This window comes from Streptomyces sp. NPDC058671, from assembly GCF_042716475.1.
Classification (GTDB): Bacteria; Actinomycetota; Actinomycetes; order Streptomycetales; family Streptomycetaceae; genus Streptomyces.
In genome coordinates this window covers 110,481-128,458 of the sequence record NZ_JBHXSA010000003.1, presented here as the reverse complement: position 1 = coordinate 128,458, position 17,978 = coordinate 110,481, and the positions used below count along the sequence as shown (strand labels likewise).

The window sequence follows — 17,978 nt, the reverse complement described above, 5'->3', positions numbered from 1 at the left end:
CCACGGAGGTAGCGGAGACCATGGCAGAGACCCGTAAGGCGAGCCGGTTCATCGTCCCGGTCGCGGTGGCAGGAGTGGCCGCGGCGACCATCGGCCTCGTCCCGGCGCTGGCGGCGTCCGGAGACCCCGACCTGCCGGAGATCACGGCCCAGCAGCTCATCGAGAAGATCGCGGCGTCGGACACCCAGACCCTGTCCGGCACGTTCAGGATCTCCACCGACCTGGGGCTGCCGGCCTTCGGCAGCCTGATGCCCGGCCTCGGCGGCGGCGGTGGCGGCTCGTCCGCCGACCCCTCGGCCAGGCTCACCGAGCTCGTCTCGGGCACGCACACGCTGCGCGTGGCGGCCGACGGCCCCGAGCGTCAGCGGCTGACCCTGCTCGACGGCTCCGACGAGTACAGCCTGATCCACAACGGCGCCGACGTCTGGGCGTACGACAGCAAGTCGAACGAGGCCTTCCACGAGAAGGCCCCGGAGGGCGCCGGAGCCCCGGAGGACAAGGACGTCCCGACCACGCCGAAGGAACTCGCGGACGAGGTCCTGAAGGCGGCGGGCGACACCACGTCGATCACCGTCGGCGGTACGGCCAAGGTGGCCGGCCGGGACGCGTACCAGCTGGTGATCAAGCCGAAGCAAGCCGGTTCGACGGTCGAGTCGGTGAAGATCGCCGTGGACGCGGCGAACGGCACCCCGCTGAAGTTCACCCTCGCCTCGGTGGAGGGCGGCAAGCCGGTCGTCGACGCGGGCTACACGAAGGTCGACTTCGCCAGGCCGGCCGCCTCCGAGTTCACCTTCAAGGCCCCGGCGGGCGCGAAGGTCACGGAGGGCGGCGCCGAGAAGGGCGCGGGCGGGGAGAAGCTCCCCGAGGAGTTCGAGAAGGGCCTCGGCGACCTGGAGAAGGGCTTCGGCGACCTCGGGGAGGGCTTCAACGTCATCGGCGAGGGCTGGACGACGATCGCGAAGCTCGACACCGGGGCGCCGGCGCCCAGGACCGACGAGGCGCCGAAGGAGTTCCAGGGGCTCCTGGACTCCCTCGGCGACAAGGTCAGCGGGAAGTTCGGCTCTGGCACCCTCTTCACGACGAAGCTGGTGAACGCGCTCCTCACCGACGACGGCAAGGTCTACGTCGGCGCGGTCACGAAGGACGCGCTGGTCGAAGCGGCGAACGCCGGTCGGTAGCAACCGGGTTGGGACCCCGGGCGGGTCGGGGGCGATGGTCACCGACCCACCCGGGAGTTCTTCGCGCGGTTACGGGAACGTCAGCTTGAAGCCGCTGATGTAACCGGTGTCGGCCGAGGCCCTGTCCTGGGCGCGGAGCTTCCAGGCACCGTTGGCGACCTCGCTGGAGGCGTTCACGGTGTAGGTGGCCTTGATGTTGTCGGCGCTGCCGCCGGAGCGGTTGCTCAGGCTGTAGACCGAGCCGTCGGGGGCGACGAGGTCGACGACGAGGTCACCGCGGTAGGTGTGGACGATGTCCACGTCGACCTTGAGCGTGGCGGGCGCGTTGCCCGCGACGCCGCTCACGTTGACCGTCGAGGTCACCGCCGCGCCGTTGTCCGGGATGGCCACGTCGGCCGTGTTCTCGAAGACCTTGCCGGTGGGCGGCGGGGTGGTGGAGCCGGACAGCGTCCAGATGGCGTGCGCGATCGCGTCGCTGTTGCGGTCGAGGGCGGTGTCGTTGATGTTCGCCGTCGTGTCGCAGGACGAGTGGTAGCAGCGGTCGAAGGCCGTGGCCGTACCGCCCCACTTGGACACCTGGGCACTGGTCTTGACCCGGCTCGCGCCCGTGAAGAGACCGCCGACGGGGATGCCGACGTTCTTGAACGAGGCATGGTCCGAGCGGCCGTCGCCCTCCGTCTCGATCTCCGTGGGGACGCCGAGACCCGCGAAGTAGTTCTTGAACGTCGTCTCGATCGCCGGGTCGTCGTCGTAGACGAAGTAGCCCGGGTTGGGCGAGCCGATCATGTCGAAGTTCAGGTAGCCGGAGACCTTCGCGCGCTCCGTCGTGGGCAGCTGGCTCACGTAGTACTTCGAGCCGACCAGGCCGAGTTCCTCCGCGCCCCACCAGCCGAAGCGCAGGTGCTTGGACGGCTGGTAGCCGGCGCGGGCCACGGCGAGGGCGGTCTCCAGGACCGCGGCGGAGCCGGAGCCGTTGTCGTTGATGCCGGCGCCGGAGGAGACCGAGTCGAGGTGCGCCCCGGCCATCAGGACCTGGTTCGGGTCGCCGCCGGGCCAGTCGGCTATCAGGTTGTAGCCGACGGCGCTGTTGGAGGTGAACTGCTGGATCGTGGTGGTGTAGCCGGCGGCGTCCAGCTTGGCCTTCACGAAGTCGATGGACGCCTTGTAGCCGGTACGGCCGTGGGCGCGGTTGCCGCCGTTGGCGGTGGCGATCGACTGGAGGTCCGTCAAGTGCTGCTTGACGTTGGCGAGCGGGATGTCGGGCGCGGCGGCGGCAGCGGTCGGGCTCGCCGAGGCACTGGTGCCGGTGAGTCCGCCGAGGGCGAGCGCCGCGAGGGCGGCGGCCGCGGTGACGCGTCTGGGTACGGAGATGTTCATCTGTGGGGGCTCCGGATTCCGAACGGGGATGGGACGGAACGTGCGAGACGCCTCGGGCGTGAGTGCCACGAGGCGCTGGAGCTGTACGAGTGCGTGTGCGGTGTTCAGTTGTTCAGGTGTTCTGTTGTGCGTGCTGAATGTTCAGTGCAAGTTTGACTTTACGTCAAGAGCGGAAACCGGTCAGGTGTGTTCGCTCATCGGACGAATGCTTTCGGGACTGCTGTCGTCCGGTTCCGGCGACGCCCATCCTGTCCGCTCGCGCAGGTGGTCCAGGAGTCCGGCCGGCTCCGGGTACGGCTCCTCGCGGGGCAGCAGCCGCCGGGCGGCCTCCGGCCCCTCGGCCCGGACGAGGTCGCGGACGCGGTGCGCGAGGGGGGTGACGTCGGCGACGGACACGGTCCACTCGTCCGCGTACCGCCGCGCCGCCTCGCCCGCGAGCCCGAGCTGGAGCGAGCGGAACGGGAGCGCCCGAAGCCCCGGATCCCGCTCCGGGTCCCACTGCACGCGCGCGGGAGCCCGCCCCAACACCCCTTTCCACGCCGCCCGATCGGCGTGGAAACCGCGGACGTAGTGCGAGAGACAGGCGTTCCGCAGGGCCCACTCGAAGCCCTCGCGGGTGATCTCCACGGCGAGGACGGTCTCCTGGCCCTCCTTCGTCCCCCAGCCGGAGCGGTACATCATCCAGAGGAACGACGGCTTGATCCAGGTCATCCGGTCCCGCTTCCAGGCGGCCGGAAAACGGCCCTCGCGCGCCGCGGGCAGACCGATCGCGGGCGGGTACGCCTGGTAGACGGTGACCGTGCGCGCGGTGTGGAGCGCACGGATCCGGTACTTCGGTTCTTCCATGGACCCCAGGGTGGGCGAAGTCCCCGGCGAGGACCACCGGTTATCGCGGCCTCAGACGGACGCCGACTCCTTCGCGTCGTACGTCTCCCGGGCCGCCGCGATCTCGTTCTGGTGCTGCTCGGTCCAGGTGACCAGGGAGCGGATCGTGGTGTGCAGGGTGCCGCCCAGGGGGGTGAGTTCGTAGTCCACGCGCGGCGGGACCGTCGGATGGACCGTGCGCTTCACCAGGCCGTCGCGCTCCAGCTGGCGCAGGGTCACGGTCAGCATGCGCTGACTCACGCCGTCGATCTCGCGCTTGAGCTCCGTGAAGCGCAGGACCCGGCGGTCGAGGAGGGCGATGACGAGGAGGGACCACTTGTCGGCGACCCGGTCGAGGATCTGGCGCACCTCGCAGTCCTCCCGGGTGTCCCACTGGAAGGGGTCGGGGTCCCCTTCGGTTCCATAGGTTCCCGCGCAGTGACTCGGTTCCTTCAAAGTGCCTTCTTCCATGGCACCCGATCCTCCCGCAGGATGCAGATGGTTACAAGAGGGAACCGACCCCCGGCTCGGTAACCGGCTCGGTAACCGGCCACCCCAAACCACCCTGCCCTGGAGACAGTTGTGTCCCTACGCGCCTGGAGTCTGCTACTCGTCCTCTCCGGGACGATCTTCCTCGAAGGCATCGACGTCGCCATGCTCGCCGTCGCCGTCCCCACCCTCCGCGCCGACCTCGGCCTCGGCACCGGCACCGCCGCCTGGGTCATGTCCGCGTACGTCCTCGGCTACGCCGGCTTCACCCTCCTCGGCGGCCGCGCCGCCGACCTCCTCGGACGCCGCCGGATGCTCCTCGCCTGGCTCACCGTCTTCCTGCTCTTCTCCGGCCTCGGCGGCCTCGCCGACCAGGGCTGGACCCTCATCCTGGCCCGCTTCGTGACGGGCGTCGCCGCCGCCTTCATGACCCCGGCCGCCCTGTCGATCATCACCACGTCCTACGAGGAGGGCCCCCAGCGCAACAAGGCCCTCCTTGTCTTCGCCGGCACCGCCGCCGGCGGCTTCTCGCTCGGCCTCGTCATCGGCGGGCTGCTCACCCAACTCGGCTGGCGCTGGGTCTTCTTCGCCCCGGTCCTGCTCGCCGCCGCGATCCTGGCGGCCGCGATCGTCCTGATCCCGAAGGAGCCCCGCCCGGCCCGCGTCAAGGGCGGCTTCGACCTGGGCGGAGCGCTCACCGCCGCCGGGGCGATGCTCCTCCTCGCGTACGGCATCGTGCGCCTGGAGCACGGCTTCGACGGCTGGCGGCTCACGGTCGCCGCGCTCGCCGTCGGCCTCCTCCTCGCCGGTGTCTTCGTCGCCGTCGAGCGCCGGGCCGCCACCCCGCTCGTCCGCCTCGGCATCCTCCGGCAGGCCGCGCTCGTCCGCGCCGACCTCGGCGCCCTGCTCTTCGTCGGCTCCTTCTTCGGCTTCCAGTTCATGGCCACCCTCTACCTCCAGGAGCTGCGCGGCTGGTCGTCCCTCCAGACGGCGCTCGCCCTGCTGGTCATGGGCATCGACGCGGTCCTCGCGCCGACCCTGACGCCACGGCTCGTGGCCCGGTACGGCAACGCCAAGGTCATCCTCGGCGGCTTCGTCCTCGCCGTCGTCTCGTACGCGCTGTTCCTGCCGGTCGGCCCGGACTGGTCCTACGCGGCCATGCTCCCGACGCTGTTCCTGACCGGCCTCGCGTTCGCCCTGGCGTACGGACCGCTCACCATCGCCGGTACGGACGGGATCGCGGAGGAGGAGCAGGGGCTCGCCGGCGGACTGCTCACGACGGCCACCCAGTTCGGCTCGGCGGTCGGCATCGCGGCGGTGACCGCGGTGTACGGGCTCGCCGGCGGCGGGCTCGCCGGCTTCCGCGCGGCGCTCGTCGTCCCGCTGGTCATGGTCGCCCTCGGGGCCGTGATCACGGCGACGGGGGTACGGAAGGGGGCCGGCGGATCGCCGCAGACGCCGGGCCGGAAGGAGCCCGTCGAGGGCGTCCCGATCGTCCCCGGGGCTGCGACGAAGGTCACGGTCTGAACGCCCGCGCCCGCCCCTAATGTGGAGGGATGAACTTTTCGCCCGGCTGCCCGCTGATCGATGTGGTGGCCACGTACATGCCCCGGCTCTCGGAGTTCACCTTCGAGCCGGGGCTCGTGGCCGCCGTCGACCAGCACGCGGCCGCCGTGTGCGACGCGCTGGTCCCCGGCCAGTGGGGACCGGAGGGCAGGACCGTCCGGCGGGAGGAACTCGCCGACTACGTCCTCGGGTTCACCGACTGGCTGACCGAGGTCGACTGGACCGAACCCGTCGGCCACGACTTCGCGACCCTGCGTCTGACGGCCGTCTGCTGGCTGATCCGGGAACACGACCTCCTGGGCGTGTGAGTTCGGCCGCGCCGGACCCAACGGAGGCCCGGCCCGCACGGACCGCGTCGGGTCCATCGGAGGCCCCGGCCCGCACCGGACTACATCGGGTCCATCGGAGGTTCCTGGCCCGGGCGGCGCTCCTGGCCCTCGTCCCGCCGCATGCCCTCCCGGCCCTCGCTCCGCGCCGTTCGCTCCTGCGCCGCAGGCATCCCGCCGCGGGCGTCCTCGCGGCCCCTCTGGTAGGCCGCGACCTGGTCCTTCGCCCGCCCGGTCTCCGCCTCGGCCGCCGAGAGCCAGCGCTCCCAGCGCCCCCGCATCGGGGTGACGAGGCCACCGCCGACGCCGACGATCACGACACCCGCGATCGTCGCGAGGACGGCCGTGAGCACCGGCCCGGTCACCGAGGTCGCGATGCCCGCCTGGCTCAGCGCGGCGATCACGCCGAGGCCGACGATGAAGGCCCAGGCCGCCGTGGCGAGGACCTTGCCGTAGGACGTCTGGCTCAGCGCGCCGCCCACGATGTCCCGCACCGCCCGGGCGATCGCCATGGCGACGACGACGATGACACAGGCGACGATCGCCTTCGGCAGCCAGGCGACGATGCCGTTGATCATGACGCTGACCGGGTTCGGCCCGAAGACCCCGAAGGCCAGCTGGAGGGCGATCAGCAGGACCGCGTAGTAGAGGATCTTGGCGATGATGCCGGTGGCGTCGTACTTCGATCCCTTGAGGGCGTTCGCGACGCCGCTGCGCTCGGCCATGCGCTCGAAGCCGACGCGGCGCAGCAGCCGGTCGGCGACCTTGGCGATCATCTTCGCGACGAACCAGCCGATGAGCAGGATCGCGAGGAAACCGATGAACTTCGGTACGAACTCGGCGACGGCGGACCAGGCGTCCGTGAATCCCTTGCCGAAGTCGACCGAGAGGGCGAGGGGCTGCGCCATGGAGCCATCACTCCGCTCGGGAGGGCCCCGTCCGTGCGAGGGGCCTGGACTCCCGACGTAACTACGGCCCGGCCCCACCCGCTCCCGGTCAGCGCCCCGACTGCGCCGAAGGGGTGGAAAGCGGCGTGGTCCCGGTGTCCCCGTCGGCGTGTCCGGCCACGGGCGGGACGGGCGCGCCCGCCTCGGCGGACGCCTTCGCCGCCTCGACCGCCGCCCGGCTGCGGTGGGCCGAGCGCAGGGCGTCCCAGGTGAGGAGGGTCAGGGCCAGCCAGACGAGGGAGAAGCCGGCCCACCGCTCGGGCGGCATCTCCTCGTGGAAGTAGAGGATCCCGAGCAGGAACTGGAAGGTCGGCGCCAGGTACTGGAGCAGGCCGAGCGTCGACAGGGGTACGCGGATCGCCGCCGCTCCGAAGCAGACGAGCGGGACCGCCGTGACGATGCCGGTGGCGGCGAGCAGGGTCGTGTGGCCGGCGCCGTGGCCGCCGAAGGCGAGGGTGTCCCGGGAGCCCAGCCAGACGAGGTAGGCGAGGGCGGGCAGGAACTGGACGGCGGTCTCGGCGGCGAGCGATTCGAGGCCGCCGATGTTGACCTTCTTCTTCACGAGACCGTAGAGGGCGAAGGAGAAGGCGAGGGTGAGGGAGATCCAGGGCGGCTGCCCGTACCCGATCGCGAGGACGAGGACGGCGGCGAAGCCGATGCCGACCGCCGTCCACTGCGCGGGGCGCAGCCGTTCCTGGAGGACGAGGACGCCGAGGGCGATAGTGACGAGCGGGTTGATGAAGTAGCCGAGGGAGGCCTCGACGACGTGCCCGGTGTTGACGGACCAGATGTAGAGGCCCCAGTTCACGGTGATGACGGCGGCGGCGAGGGTGATCAGTCCGAGCTTGCGCGGGCTGCGGACGAGCTCGCGCATCCAGCCCCAGCGACGCAGGGCGAGCAGGGCGAGGCCGACGAAGGCCAGGGACCACACCATCCGGTGGGCGAGGATCTCCATCGCCCCGGCGGGCTTGAGGAGCGGCCAGAAGAGCGGAACCAGCCCCCACATGCCGTAGGCGCCGATCCCGTAGAGCAATCCTGCTCGTTCCGTGCTCTCCGTGCTCTCCGTCTTCACCGGACCTCCTGCCCCGCGCCGCGCTGTCCCGTCGACGGTAGCGCCGCACGGGGCGGGTTGTCATGTCCGTACCGCAATACGGTCATGACGGCTCAGGCGGAGGCCAGGGCTTCCCCGATCGAGGCGCCGATCGGGGTGGTCGGGCGGCCGATCAGCCGGGCAAGGTCGCCGGTCCGCCGGGCGAGCGCGCCGCGCTCGACGGCCCGGTCGACGTCGACCAGGATCTCGGCGAAGGGCCGCGGGACCCCGGCGCCGGTGAGGATCGCGAGGTGGGTCTCGGCGGGGACGCTGTCGTACGCGATCTCCCGGCCGGACCGCGCGGCGACCTCGGCCGCGTACTCGGCGAACGACCAGTCCGTGTCGCCGCTCAGCTCGTACGTCCTGCCCAGGTGCTCCTCCGCCGGGCCGGTCAGCACGGCGGCCGCGGCGGCGGCGTAGTCGGCGCGGGCGGCGGAGGCGACCCTGCCCTCGCCCGCGTTGGAGACGACGGCGCCGTGGGCCAGGACGGGGGCGAGGTTGGCGGTGTAGTTCTCGGAGTACCAGCCGTTGCGCAGGAGGGTGTACGGCAGGCCGGAGGCGAGGATCAGCCGCTCGGTCTCCTTGTGCTCGGCGGCCAGGTCGAAGTCCGCCTCGTCGCCGCCGAGGACCCCGGTGTACGCGAGCTGGGCCACGCCCGCCGCCTTGGCCGCGTCGATCACGGCGGCGTGCTGGGCGACGCGCTGCCCGACCTCGCTGCCCGAGATCAGGAGCACCCGGTCGCCGGCCTCGAAGGCGCCCGCCAGGGTCTCGGGACGGCTGTAGTCGGCGATCCGCAGCTCGACACCGCGCTCCGCGAGGTCGGCGGCCTTCTCCTTGTCCCGCACGACGGCGACGACGGACTCGGCGGGTACGGGGCCGGCGGGGGTGCCGGTGAGGAGGGCGTCGATGACGAGACGGCCGAGTGCTCCGGTGGCTCCGGTGACGACGATGCTCATGGTGCTTCCTTCCGTGGGGTGCGTCGGGGCGGTGCGGTGGCTGAGGGGCTCACCGGCACTCACCGTACGACAGGCGCTAACCTTTCGAAAGTACTCACTTTGAAGTAAGGTACTGGCATGGAGGTAAGTGCGCAGCCCGCGAAAGCCGACGTCAACGAACCGATGTGCCCCTCACGGCTCGTCCTGGAGCACGTCACCAGCCGCTGGGGCGTCCTGATCCTCGCGGCCCTCCTGGAGCGCCCGTACCGCTTCAGCGAGCTCCGCCGCCACATCGGCGGCGTCAGCGAGAAGATGCTCGCCCAGACCCTCCGGACCCTGGAGCGCGACGGCTTCGTCCACCGCGACGCCAAGCCCGTCATCCCGCCCCGCGTCGACTACACCCTCACCGGCCTGGGCGTGGAGGCCGCCCGCCAGGTCTGGGAGCTGGCCCGCTGGACGGAGCGCCAGGTCGGGGCGGTGGAGGAGGCCCGCGCACGGTACGACGGCGAACGTCGCGAGCGTGCCACGGATCGGTCCCAATGATGCGGTAACCGGGGCGAGTTGTCGGCGCCGAGCCGTACGATCTGCTCACTGTTCGGGGGCCGTGAGGGACCGTGGGGGAACTGTGGCATACGGGGACCGGAGACTGCTGCGCGCCTGCTGCGCCGTACTGGTGGGCGGGCTGATCACGACCGGATGCGCGGGCGGGGACGACGACGGGAAGAGCCCCGACGGCAAGGGAGGCAAGGGGAGTACGAGCGCCTCGGCCGGCGCCCCGCCCACGACGGCCCCCACCCCGACCGCCGCGCCGACCGCCCTCGACTTCGTCCCCGACCCGAAGCGCGCGCCGAAGACCGAGGCCGACGCCGAGCGCATCGCCCTCGCGGTCGTCGCGGGGCCCGACGCCTGGGGCCCGGACTACGTCAAGCGCACCCCGCACCTCAGCGACCCCGCCTACTGGCCCGTCCTCGGCGCCGACTGCTCCTGGGGCACGGGCACCAGACCCTCCACCGTCCTCTACAGCGTCACCGCCTACAGCGAGATCCCCGCCGGCGGCGCCCGCGGCAACCTCCGGGTCGCCGCCACCGTCACCGTGCACCGCACCGAGGCGGACGCGGACTGGGAGATGGCCGGAACCCTGGAGGAGGCGCTCCGCTGCCCCGACCAGAAGCTCCGCGACGGGGAACGCGTCTCCAGCCTCGTCTCCATCGGCAACCCCTTCGGTGTCGGCGGCAACTTCACGGCCACGGACTCGCTCGGTGAGCGCGGGGTCTACCACAACGACGCCGTGAAGGGGGACCAGTTCTACGGCTGGTACCAGTCCCGGATCGGCCAGGTCACCGTCGCCGCCGTCGTCAAGGGCGCACCGGGCTACAGCGAGGAGCAGACCAGTACCACGGTCAGTACGGTCACCGGCCAGGTGCAGGCCCTCGTCACGATGATCGAACGCGCCAAGGACCAGCTGGAGGCCCAGTCATGAGCGAGCCGACGCCGCCCCGCCCGGACCACGACCCCGGCTCCCGGCCCGACCCCCGCCTCCCGTCCGAGCCGGCGCCCCCCGCGCCCGCGTCCGGCCCCGCGCCCCGGCCCGGTCCCCGGCCCCCGGCCCAGCCCGGTGACCTCCAGGCGCTGCTGCCCTCCGACCCGTCCTCCCTCGCCGGCTACCGGCTGCTCGGACGGCTCGGGGCCGGTGGGATGGGTGTCGTCTACCTGGGCCGTACGGAGAACGGCGAGCTCGCCGCCGTCAAGGTCACCCACGCCGACCAGGCCGACCAGCCCGACTTCCGGGCCCGGTTCCGCCGTGAGGTGGAGGCCGCCCGCCGGGTGTCCAGCCCCTGGGCCGTCCCCGTCACCGGCGCCGACCCGGACGCCCCCGAACCGTGGATGGCCACCGCCTTCGTCCCCGGTCCCTCCCTCGGCGAGGCCGTCGCCGCCCACGGCCCGCTGCCCGAGCGGAGCGTCCGCCTCATCGGCTGGGCCGTCGCCCGCGCCCTCGCCGCCGTCCACGCGGCCGGACTCGTGCACCGGGACGTCAAGCCGGGGAACGTCCTCCTCGCCGTCGACGGCCCCCGCCTCATCGACTTCGGCATCGCCCGCGTCACCGGCGAGACCGCCCTCACGGCCACCGACATGGTCGTCGGCACCCCCGGCTTCCTCGCCCCCGAGCAGGCCGAGGCCCGCACCGACGCCATCGGCCCGCCCGCCGACGTCTTCTCACTGGGCTGCCTCCTCGCGTACGCGGCGACCGGCCGGCCGCCCTTCGGCACCGGGGCCGTGGACGCCCTGATGTACCGGACCGTCCACGACGAACCCGACCTGGCGGGCGTGCCGGCGGGGCTCCTGGACCTCGTCCGCGGCTGTCTCGCCAAGGACCCGGCCGCCCGGCCCACCGCCGCGGAGATCGGCGTCCGGCTCACCGAGGACACCCCCGCCACCGCCGCCGACTGGCTGCCCGACCCCGTCGTCCGTACCATCGCCGAGCGCTCCGCCCGGATGCTCGCCCTCCCCGAGATCGACGCCACCCGGGCGGGCGGGGGAACGGCGGAGGAGCCGAAGCGCAGCCGCCGGGGCTTCCTGCTGCTGGCCTCCGGCGCCGCCGCCCTCGCCGTCGGCGGCGGGTCCGTCGCCGCGTGGGCGGGGTTCGGGGACGACGACACCGGCACCGACGGCAAGAAGCCCGCTCCGCCCCGCACCACCTGGAAGATCGGCGTCCTCGCCGACCTCTCGGGACCCGACAAGGAGATCGGCCTCGCCCAGGAGCGGGGCGCGCGCCTCGCCGTCGAGCGGTTCAACGCCCGCAAGGACAAGCCGTACACGCTCGAACTGAAGGTCTCCGACGACCGCGGCGACCGCGCGACGGCCCTCGCATCGGCCCGCAGGCTCACGACCGACCCCGGTGTCCTCGCCGTCCTCGGCCCCACATCCGACGGCGTCGGACAGGCCGCCCTCCCCGCCTTCGAGGAGTCCGGCCTCCCCCTGATCACGGTCTCCGCCGGGTTCAACCTCCTCACCGTCCGGGACAAGGGAAGCGCCCCGAACACGACCGTCCTGCGGGCGATCCCGCACCACCCCTACGCCGGGATGCACCTCGCCTACGCCGTCACGCTCCTGTCGGCCGTCCGCAGACCCGGGGTCCTCCAGGACCGCACCGACGACCAGTACGGCTGGCTGCTCGTCCGGGGCGCCCAGTTCGCCTTCGGGCAGGCCGGGCTCACACCCCACTACCGGGTCGTCCCGGCGGCCGCGCGGGACTACCGCACGGTCCTCGGCGAGATGATCGACGCCGGCATGGACGCCTACGTCCACTGCGGAGTCCGCGAGACCGCCGTCCTCGCCGCCCGCGCCCTCAACGAACTCCGCTTCACCGGGCCCCGGTTCGCCGGTCAGCACGCCTTCGGACCCGCGTTCCTGAAGGACGCGGGCGCCGACGCGGAGGGCTGGTTCTTCGGCGCCCCCGTCCTCGACTCCGTCGCCCGCAAGGAGGCCGCCGGCTTCGTCGCCGCGTACCGCGAGCGGTTCGGGGCGGCCCCCGCGTACTACACGGGGGAGTCGTACGACGTCGTCACCATGGCCATGGAGCAGCTCGCGCGGAACGCGAAAGCGGGCCGCGCACCCGCCCGCAAGGGGCTCTGGGCGGCGCTGCGGAAGCAGAAGTACACCGGAGTCATGGGCGGGTACACCTTCGACGAGAACGGAGACCTCACCAACGGCGGCACCTTCGTGCACGCCGTGCAGAACGGCGCCTACCGGCTGATCGGCCCCGCGCCCGTCCTGCCCGCGAACAAGCCCGCCGACAAGACGAAGCAGTAGGCCGGACGTGCAGCCACTGCGCAGGGGCGACCCCTCCTCGATCGCGGGCTACCGGCTCCTCGGCCGCCTCGGCGCCGGCGGCATGGGCGTGGTGTACCTCGCCCGGTCCGGCGGCGGGGCCCTCGCCGCGCTGAAGCTCATCCGCGTCGAGCACGCGGCCGACCCGGGATTCCGGGAGCGGTTCCGCCGCGAGGCCCGCGCCGCCGAGCGGATCACCGGACGCTGGGTCGTCCGTGTCCTGGGCGCCGACCCGGAGGCCCGGGAGCCGTGGCTGGCGACCGAGTACGTGCCGGGGCCCTCCCTCGCCGAGGCCGTCGCCCTGCACGGAGCCCTGCCCGAGCCGACCGTCCGGGCCCTGGGCGCCCGGCTCGCGTCCGCGCTCGCCGGCATGCACGAGGCCGGACTCGTCCACCGGGACGTCAAGCCCGGCAACGTCCTGCTCGCCCTCGACGGTCCCCGGCTGATCGACTTCGGCATCGCCCGCTCCGCCGGGGCGACCGCGCTGACCGCCACCGACGCCATGATCGGCACCCCCGGCTTCCTCGCCCCCGAGCAGGCGCGGGCCGCGGGGGCGGGCGAGGTCGGCCCCGCCAGCGACGTGTTCTCGCTCGGCTGCGTCCTCGCGTACGCGCTGACGGGGGAACGCCCCTTCGGTACGGGCGGGGTGGCCGCCGTCGTCTACCGGACCGTCCACGAGGAACCCGACCTCGCCGAGGTGCCGGACACGATCCTGCCCCTGGTCAGGGCCTGTCTGGCGAAGGATCCCGCGGCCCGGCCCACGGCGGCGCGGGTGCGGGCCGCGCTGGGAGAGGCCGACGCCCCGGCGGGCGACTGGCTGCCGTCGGGCCTGCCCGCGCTCATCGCCCAGCGTTCCGCACGGGTCCTCGACCTGCCGGTCCCCGAACCGACGATGCTCGTACGTCCCGAGCCGCCGAGGAACCTCTCGCGGCGCGGGTTGCTGGTGGCCGGCTCGGCGGCCGCCCTGGCCGGCGCGGGCGGCCTGACCGCCTGGCTCATGAGCCGGACGCCCGGAGGCACGGGCGTGGGCACGCTCGGCGGGACCGGTGGCGGGACGGGGGCGCCGCTCCCCGCGTACACGCTCGGGCTGCTGACCGACCTGAGCGGTCCCCTGAAGGTGTACGGCCGGGCTCAGGAACGCGGGGCCAGGGTGGCGGTGGAGGCGCACAACGCCCGCCGGGACCGTTCCTTCGACCTCGTCCTGCGCGTCGCGGACGACGGCGGGGACGCGGCCCGTGCCACGGCCGCCACCCGCACCCTGCTGAAGGACGAGAACCTGATCGGTGTCCTCGGCCCGACGACGGAGAAGAGCGTCATCGCCGCCGTGGCCGAACTCGTCGACCGCGCGGTCCCGTTGATCAGCGTCCTCGCCTCGGTGCCGACCGGCACCACGGTGCCGGGGCAGACCATGAGACGCACCTACTTCGAGCCGCGTGCCTCGCCCGACTCCCTGATCGTGCCCTTCATGCGCTACCTCTCCGAGCACGAGGCCGTCAGGACCGCGCTCGTGGAGGACCGCGACGGCGGCCGGGACACCTGGTTCGCGGTCAGGAGCATCAAGGCCACCCCGCCCGCGCAGAGCCTCGGCGGGGTGGCGACCTCCCATCCCGTCGAGGCCGACAGCGAGGACTTCGGCCCGGCCGTTCGGGCCGCGCTCGCCACCGATCCGCAGGGCGTCATGTACGTGGGGACCTCACCGCGCCGGGCCGCGCTCTGTGCCGAAGCGCTGCGCGACCAGGGGTACGAGGGGCCCCGGGGCGGCACCGAGGCCGCGCTCCACCCGGACTTCCTCCGGCTCGCGGGGCCGGCGGCCGAGGGCTGGTACTTCGGCACGGCGTTCGCCGACCCCGACGGCGTCCCCGCGGCGAAGGACTTCACCGCCGCGTACCGGAAGCGGTGGGGGCTCACCCGGACGACGCCGGTGGAGCCGTACGCCACGGAGGTGTTCGACGCGGTCGGCTGGACGGTCCAGGCGCTCGGCACGGCGGTCGCGAACAACGCGGAGTCGCTGGCGGCCGGGGTGGCGAACAGCCTGCGCCAGACCCCGTACCAGGGGCTCGTCCGCCAGTACTCGGCCGCCAGCCGGGACAGCAGCGTCGCGGCGATCATCGGGCTCTTCCTCTGGCAGGTGAAGGGCGGAGTGCCCCGGTTCCTGGGCGAGTTCGACAAGGCGGCGGCCGCCGGGACATGACGAAGGGGCCCGGTCCGCCGAGGTGTGCGGACCGGGCCCCTCCGTCCGGCTGTCAGCCGACGACCGTCCAGGTGTCGTTCCCCGCGAGGAGCCGGCCGAGGTCGCCCTTGCCGTACCGCTCGACCGCCGTCTCCAGCTGGTCCGCCATCAGCGTGTCGTACACCGGCCGCTCCACCGAACGGAACACCCCGATGGGGGTCTGGTGGAGGGTGTCCGGGTCGGCGAGCCGGGAGAGCGCGAAGGCGGTGGTGGGGGTGGCCGCGTGGGCGTCGTGGACGAGGATCCGCGAGGTGTTCTCCGGGGTGACCGTGACGACCTGGAGGTCGCCGGTCACCGGGTCGCGGACGACGCCCTTCTCGTCCTCGGCGCCGAAGCGGATCGGCTGCCCGTGCGTGAGGCGGATGACCGCCTCCTTGGCCTGGTCCTTGTCCTTGAGGACCTCGAAGGCGCCGTCGTTGAAGATGTTGCAGTTCTGGTAGATCTCGACGAGCGCCGTGCCGTCGTGGTCGGCGGCCTGCCGCAGCACCTCGGTGAGGTGCTTGCGGTCGGAGTCGACCGTACGGGCCACGAACGAGGCCTCCGCCCCGAGCGCCAGCGACACCGGGTTGAAGGGCGCGTCGAGCGAGCCCATCGGCGTCGACTTGGTGATCTTGCCGACCTCGGAGGTGGGCGAGTACTGCCCCTTGGTCAGCCCGTAGATCCGGTTGTTGAAGAGCAGGATCTTCAGGTTGACGTTCCGGCGCAGGGCGTGGATGAGGTGGTTGCCGCCGATGGAGAGCGCGTCGCCGTCACCCGTGACGACCCATACCGACAGGTCACGGCGGGAGGTGGCGAGACCGGTGGCGATGGCCGGGGCGCGGCCGTGGATGGAGTGCATCCCGTAGGTGTTCATGTAGTACGGGAAGCGGGAGGAGCAGCCGATGCCGGAGACGAAGACGATGTTCTCCTTCGCCAGGCCCAGGTCGGGCATGAAGCCCTGGACGGCGGCGAGGACCGCGTAGTCACCGCAGCCCGGACACCAGCGGACCTCCTGGTCGGACTTGAAGTCCTTCATGGACTGCCGGCCCTCGGCCTTGGGCACCAGGCTCAGCAGCGTCTCCGTGGGCTCAGGCATCGATGGCCTCCTTGAGGACGGCGGCGAGCTGCTCTGCCTTGAACGGCATGCCGTTGACCTGGGTGTGGCTGCGGGCGTCGACGAGGTACTTCGCCCGGACGAGGGTGGAGAGCTGCCCGAGGTTCATCTCGGGGACGATGACCTTCCCGTACCGCCCCAGGACCTCGCCGAGGTTCTTCGGGAAGGGGTTGAGGTGCCGCAGATGGGCCTGGGCGATGTGCCCGCCCGCCCTGCGGATGCGGCGGACGGCCGCCGTGATCGGCCCGTAGGTGGAGCCCCAGCCGAGGACCAGGGTGTCCGCTTCGCCGTCCGGGTCGTCGACCTCGATGTCGGGGACGTCGATGCCGTCGATCTTGGCCTGCCGGGTGCGGACCATGAACTCGTGGTTGGCGGGGTCGTACGAGATGTTGCCGGTGCCGTCCTGCTTCTCGATACCGCCGATGCGGTGCTCGAGACCGGGCGTGCCGGGCACGGCCCACGGGCGGGCGAGGGTCTCCGGGTCGCGCTTGTACGGCCAGAAGACCTCGGTGCCGTCGTCGAGCGTGTGGTTCGGTCCGGTGGCGAACAGCGTCCGCAGGTCGGGCAGCTCCTCGACCTGCGGGACGCGCCAGGGCTCGGAGCCGTTGGCGAGGTAGCCGTCGGAGAGCAGGAAGACCGGAGTGCGGTACGTGAGCGCGATCCGGGCCGCCTCGATCGCCGCGTCGAAACAGTCGGCGGGCGTTCTCGGCGCGACGACCGGCACCGGCGCCTCGCCGTTGCGGCCGTACATGGCCTGGAGGAGGTCGGCCTGCTCGGTCTTGGTCGGCAGACCCGTCGACGGGCCGCCGCGCTGGATGTCGACGATCAGCAGCGGCAGCTCCAGGGAGACCGCGAGCCCGATCGTCTCGGACTTGAGCGCCACACCGGGCCCGGAGGTGGTGGTCACCGCCAGCGCCCCGCCGAAGGCCGCGCCGAGCGCGGCGCCGATGCCCGCGATCTCGTCCTCGGCCTGGAAGGTGCGCACACCGAAGTTCTTGTGCCGGCTCAGCTCGTGCAGGATGTCCGAGGCGGGGGTGATCGGGTACGAGCCCAGGTAGAGCGGCAGGTCGGCCTGGCGGCCCGCCGCGATCAGCCCGTACGACAGGGCCAGGTTCCCCGAGATGTTCCGGTAGGTGCCGGTGGGGAAGGCCGTGGTCGCGGGGGCGATCTCGTAGGAGACGGCGAAGTCCTCGGTGGTCTCGCCGAAGTTCCAGCCGGCCCGGAAGGCGGCCACGTTGGCCTCGGCGATCTGCGGCTTCTTCGCGAACTTGCTCCGCAGGAAGGCCTCGGTCCCCTCGGTCGGCCGGTGGTACATCCAGGACAGCAGCCCGAGCGCGAACATGTTCTTGGAGCGCTCGGCCTCCTTCCGGGAGAGACCGAACTCCTTGAGCGCCTCCACCGTCAGGGTGGTCAGCGGCACCGGGTGGACCCGGTAGCCGTCGAGGGAGCCGTCTTCGAGGGGGGAGACGTCCCAGCCGATCTTCTTCATCGCCCGGGGCGCGAACTCGTCGGTGTTGACGATGATCTCGCCGCCGCGTGGCACGTCCCCGAGGTTGGCCTTGAGGGCGGCCGGGTTCATCGCGACCAGCACGTTCGGGGCGTCGCCCGGGGTCAGGATGTCGTGGTCGGCGAAGTGGAGCTGGAAGGACGAGACACCCGGCAGGGTGCCGGCGGGCGCCCGGATCTCGGCCGGGAAGTTCGGCAGCGTGGAGAGGTCGTTCCCGAAGGACGCCGTCTCCGAGGTGAAACGGTCACCCGTCAGTTGCATACCGTCACCGGAGTCACCCGCGAAACGGATGATCACGCGGTCGAGACGGCGCACTTCCTTCCCGGCGCCCTCATGGGGCTTCGCCGGGGCGCTGCGCTGCTCCCCGAGCAGGGCCTCACCGGCCTCGCTGTCGACCTGACTGGTCACTGAACTGGACCTCCCTCGCGGCAAGGGGACTCTCCGCCGGAGGCGGGAGAGAGCTCGGGGCGCGGTCGGCCGATCACCGTCCGTCCCCGTGGCCCACCCTACGACGGCAGGGCGGGCCCTCCCGGGACTTCTCGCATCAT

At 72.4% G+C, this 17,978-nt stretch carries 15 protein-coding genes; 7 read left to right on the top strand and 8 right to left on the bottom strand.

Annotated features, from left to right (window positions below):
* Positions 1 to 20 precede the first annotated feature (20 nt).
* The gene (locus ACFWV2_RS05005) at positions 21 to 1,178 is read left to right on the top strand and encodes an outer membrane lipoprotein carrier protein LolA (RefSeq protein WP_384401773.1); all 1,158 of its coding nucleotides are present in this window, start codon (positions 21 to 23) and stop codon (positions 1,176 to 1,178) included.
* Between the two features lie 69 nt (positions 1,179 to 1,247).
* Here ACFWV2_RS05005 and ACFWV2_RS05000 read toward each other — a convergent pair whose 3' ends face one another.
* The 3 genes from ACFWV2_RS05000 to ACFWV2_RS04990 all read right to left on the bottom strand — a co-directional run bounded on the left by ACFWV2_RS05000 (position 1,248) and on the right by ACFWV2_RS04990 (position 3,890).
* Complete coding sequence (locus ACFWV2_RS05000) at positions 1,248 to 2,555, bottom strand: M28 family peptidase (protein ID WP_384401770.1); 1,308 nt, start codon at positions 2,553 to 2,555, stop codon at positions 1,248 to 1,250.
* Between the two features lie 180 nt (positions 2,556 to 2,735).
* Positions 2,736 to 3,401, bottom strand: a complete 666-nt coding sequence (locus ACFWV2_RS04995; RefSeq protein ID WP_384401766.1) for a DUF4291 domain-containing protein — start codon at positions 3,399 to 3,401, stop codon at positions 2,736 to 2,738.
* Between the two features lie 51 nt (positions 3,402 to 3,452).
* On the bottom strand, positions 3,453 to 3,890 hold the full coding sequence (locus ACFWV2_RS04990) for a winged helix-turn-helix transcriptional regulator (protein WP_384401763.1): 438 nt from the start codon (positions 3,888 to 3,890) through the stop codon (positions 3,453 to 3,455).
* A gap of 111 nt (positions 3,891 to 4,001) precedes the next feature.
* Between ACFWV2_RS04990 and ACFWV2_RS04985 the strand changes: the two genes are divergently transcribed.
* The gene (locus ACFWV2_RS04985; RefSeq protein WP_384401761.1) at positions 4,002 to 5,435 is read left to right on the top strand and encodes an MFS transporter; all 1,434 of its coding nucleotides are present in this window, start codon (positions 4,002 to 4,004) and stop codon (positions 5,433 to 5,435) included.
* Between the two features lie 29 nt (positions 5,436 to 5,464).
* Entirely contained in the window at positions 5,465 to 5,782 is a 318-nt protein-coding gene (locus ACFWV2_RS04980) for a DUF6401 family natural product biosynthesis protein (RefSeq protein ID WP_384401758.1), read from the top strand.
* A gap of 80 nt (positions 5,783 to 5,862) precedes the next feature.
* Here ACFWV2_RS04980 and ACFWV2_RS04975 read toward each other — a convergent pair whose 3' ends face one another.
* The 3 genes from ACFWV2_RS04975 to ACFWV2_RS04965 form a co-directional block, all read right to left on the bottom strand.
* Positions 5,863 to 6,708 (bottom strand): hypothetical protein, encoded by an 846-nt coding sequence (locus tag ACFWV2_RS04975; RefSeq protein ID WP_384401755.1) that lies wholly within the window; start codon positions 6,706 to 6,708, stop codon positions 5,863 to 5,865.
* Positions 6,709 to 6,796: 88 nt separating this feature from the next.
* Positions 6,797 to 7,753: an EamA family transporter RarD gene (gene rarD / locus ACFWV2_RS04970; protein ID WP_384402469.1), complete on the bottom strand. Its 957-nt coding sequence runs from the start codon at positions 7,751 to 7,753 to the stop codon at positions 6,797 to 6,799.
* A gap of 158 nt (positions 7,754 to 7,911) precedes the next feature.
* A complete protein-coding gene (locus tag ACFWV2_RS04965) occupies positions 7,912 to 8,793 on the bottom strand; it encodes an NmrA family NAD(P)-binding protein (protein WP_384401752.1) in 882 nt (293 codons plus the stop codon).
* Between the two features lie 117 nt (positions 8,794 to 8,910).
* On the opposite strand from ACFWV2_RS04965, the gene ACFWV2_RS04960 reads away from it, so the two are divergent.
* The 4 genes from ACFWV2_RS04960 (at position 8,911) to ACFWV2_RS04945 (ending at position 14,791) form a co-directional block, all read left to right on the top strand.
* Positions 8,911 to 9,315: a winged helix-turn-helix transcriptional regulator gene (locus tag ACFWV2_RS04960; protein WP_384401749.1), complete on the top strand. Its 405-nt coding sequence runs from the start codon at positions 8,911 to 8,913 to the stop codon at positions 9,313 to 9,315.
* A gap of 82 nt (positions 9,316 to 9,397) precedes the next feature.
* Positions 9,398 to 10,252 carry a hypothetical protein gene (locus ACFWV2_RS04955; protein ID WP_384401746.1) on the top strand — a complete coding sequence of 285 codons (855 nt, stop codon included), beginning with the start codon at positions 9,398 to 9,400 and terminating at the stop codon, positions 10,250 to 10,252.
* Positions 10,249 to 12,582, top strand: a complete 2,334-nt coding sequence (locus ACFWV2_RS04950; protein ID WP_384401742.1) for a bifunctional serine/threonine-protein kinase/ABC transporter substrate-binding protein — start codon at positions 10,249 to 10,251, stop codon at positions 12,580 to 12,582. Before ACFWV2_RS04955 ends, ACFWV2_RS04950 begins: the two co-directional genes overlap by 4 nt.
* Positions 12,583 to 12,589: 7 nt before the next feature.
* Positions 12,590 to 14,791: a bifunctional serine/threonine-protein kinase/ABC transporter substrate-binding protein gene (locus tag ACFWV2_RS04945; RefSeq protein ID WP_384401739.1), complete on the top strand. Its 2,202-nt coding sequence runs from the start codon at positions 12,590 to 12,592 to the stop codon at positions 14,789 to 14,791.
* A gap of 52 nt (positions 14,792 to 14,843) precedes the next feature.
* Here the strand turns inward: ACFWV2_RS04945 and ACFWV2_RS04940 are convergent, their stop codons facing one another.
* Positions 14,844 to 15,905, bottom strand: a complete 1,062-nt coding sequence (locus ACFWV2_RS04940) for a 2-oxoacid:ferredoxin oxidoreductase subunit beta (protein ID WP_384401736.1) — start codon at positions 15,903 to 15,905, stop codon at positions 14,844 to 14,846.
* Positions 15,898 to 17,838: a 2-oxoacid:acceptor oxidoreductase subunit alpha gene (locus ACFWV2_RS04935; RefSeq protein WP_384401733.1), complete on the bottom strand. Its 1,941-nt coding sequence runs from the start codon at positions 17,836 to 17,838 to the stop codon at positions 15,898 to 15,900. The genes ACFWV2_RS04940 and ACFWV2_RS04935 overlap by 8 nt, the downstream gene beginning before the upstream one ends.
* Positions 17,839 to 17,978 lie beyond the last annotated feature (140 nt).

What these genes read in the sequence shown, in the direction of transcription:
- ACFWV2_RS05005 (WP_384401773.1), top strand. Translation starts at nt 21, where the DNA reads ATGGCAGAGACCCGTAAGGCGAGCCGGTTCATCGTCCCGGTCGCGGTG.
- ACFWV2_RS05000 (WP_384401770.1), bottom strand. Translation starts at nt 2,555, where the DNA reads ATGAACATCTCCGTACCCAGACGCGTCACCGCGGCCGCCGCCCTCGCG.
- ACFWV2_RS04995 (WP_384401766.1), bottom strand. Translation starts at nt 3,401, where the DNA reads ATGGAAGAACCGAAGTACCGGATCCGTGCGCTCCACACCGCGCGCACG.
- ACFWV2_RS04990 (WP_384401763.1), bottom strand. Translation starts at nt 3,890, where the DNA reads ATGGAAGAAGGCACTTTGAAGGAACCGAGTCACTGCGCGGGAACCTAT.
- ACFWV2_RS04980 (WP_384401758.1), top strand. Translation starts at nt 5,465, where the DNA reads ATGAACTTTTCGCCCGGCTGCCCGCTGATCGATGTGGTGGCCACGTAC.
- ACFWV2_RS04975 (WP_384401755.1), bottom strand. Translation starts at nt 6,708, where the DNA reads ATGGCGCAGCCCCTCGCCCTCTCGGTCGACTTCGGCAAGGGATTCACG.
- rarD (WP_384402469.1), bottom strand. Translation starts at nt 7,753, where the DNA reads ATGTGGGGGCTGGTTCCGCTCTTCTGGCCGCTCCTCAAGCCCGCCGGG.
- ACFWV2_RS04965 (WP_384401752.1), bottom strand. Translation starts at nt 8,793, where the DNA reads ATGAGCATCGTCGTCACCGGAGCCACCGGAGCACTCGGCCGTCTCGTC.
- ACFWV2_RS04960 (WP_384401749.1), top strand. Translation starts at nt 8,911, where the DNA reads ATGGAGGTAAGTGCGCAGCCCGCGAAAGCCGACGTCAACGAACCGATG.
- ACFWV2_RS04950 (WP_384401742.1), top strand. Translation starts at nt 10,249, where the DNA reads ATGAGCGAGCCGACGCCGCCCCGCCCGGACCACGACCCCGGCTCCCGG.
- ACFWV2_RS04940 (WP_384401736.1), bottom strand. Translation starts at nt 15,905, where the DNA reads ATGCCTGAGCCCACGGAGACGCTGCTGAGCCTGGTGCCCAAGGCCGAG.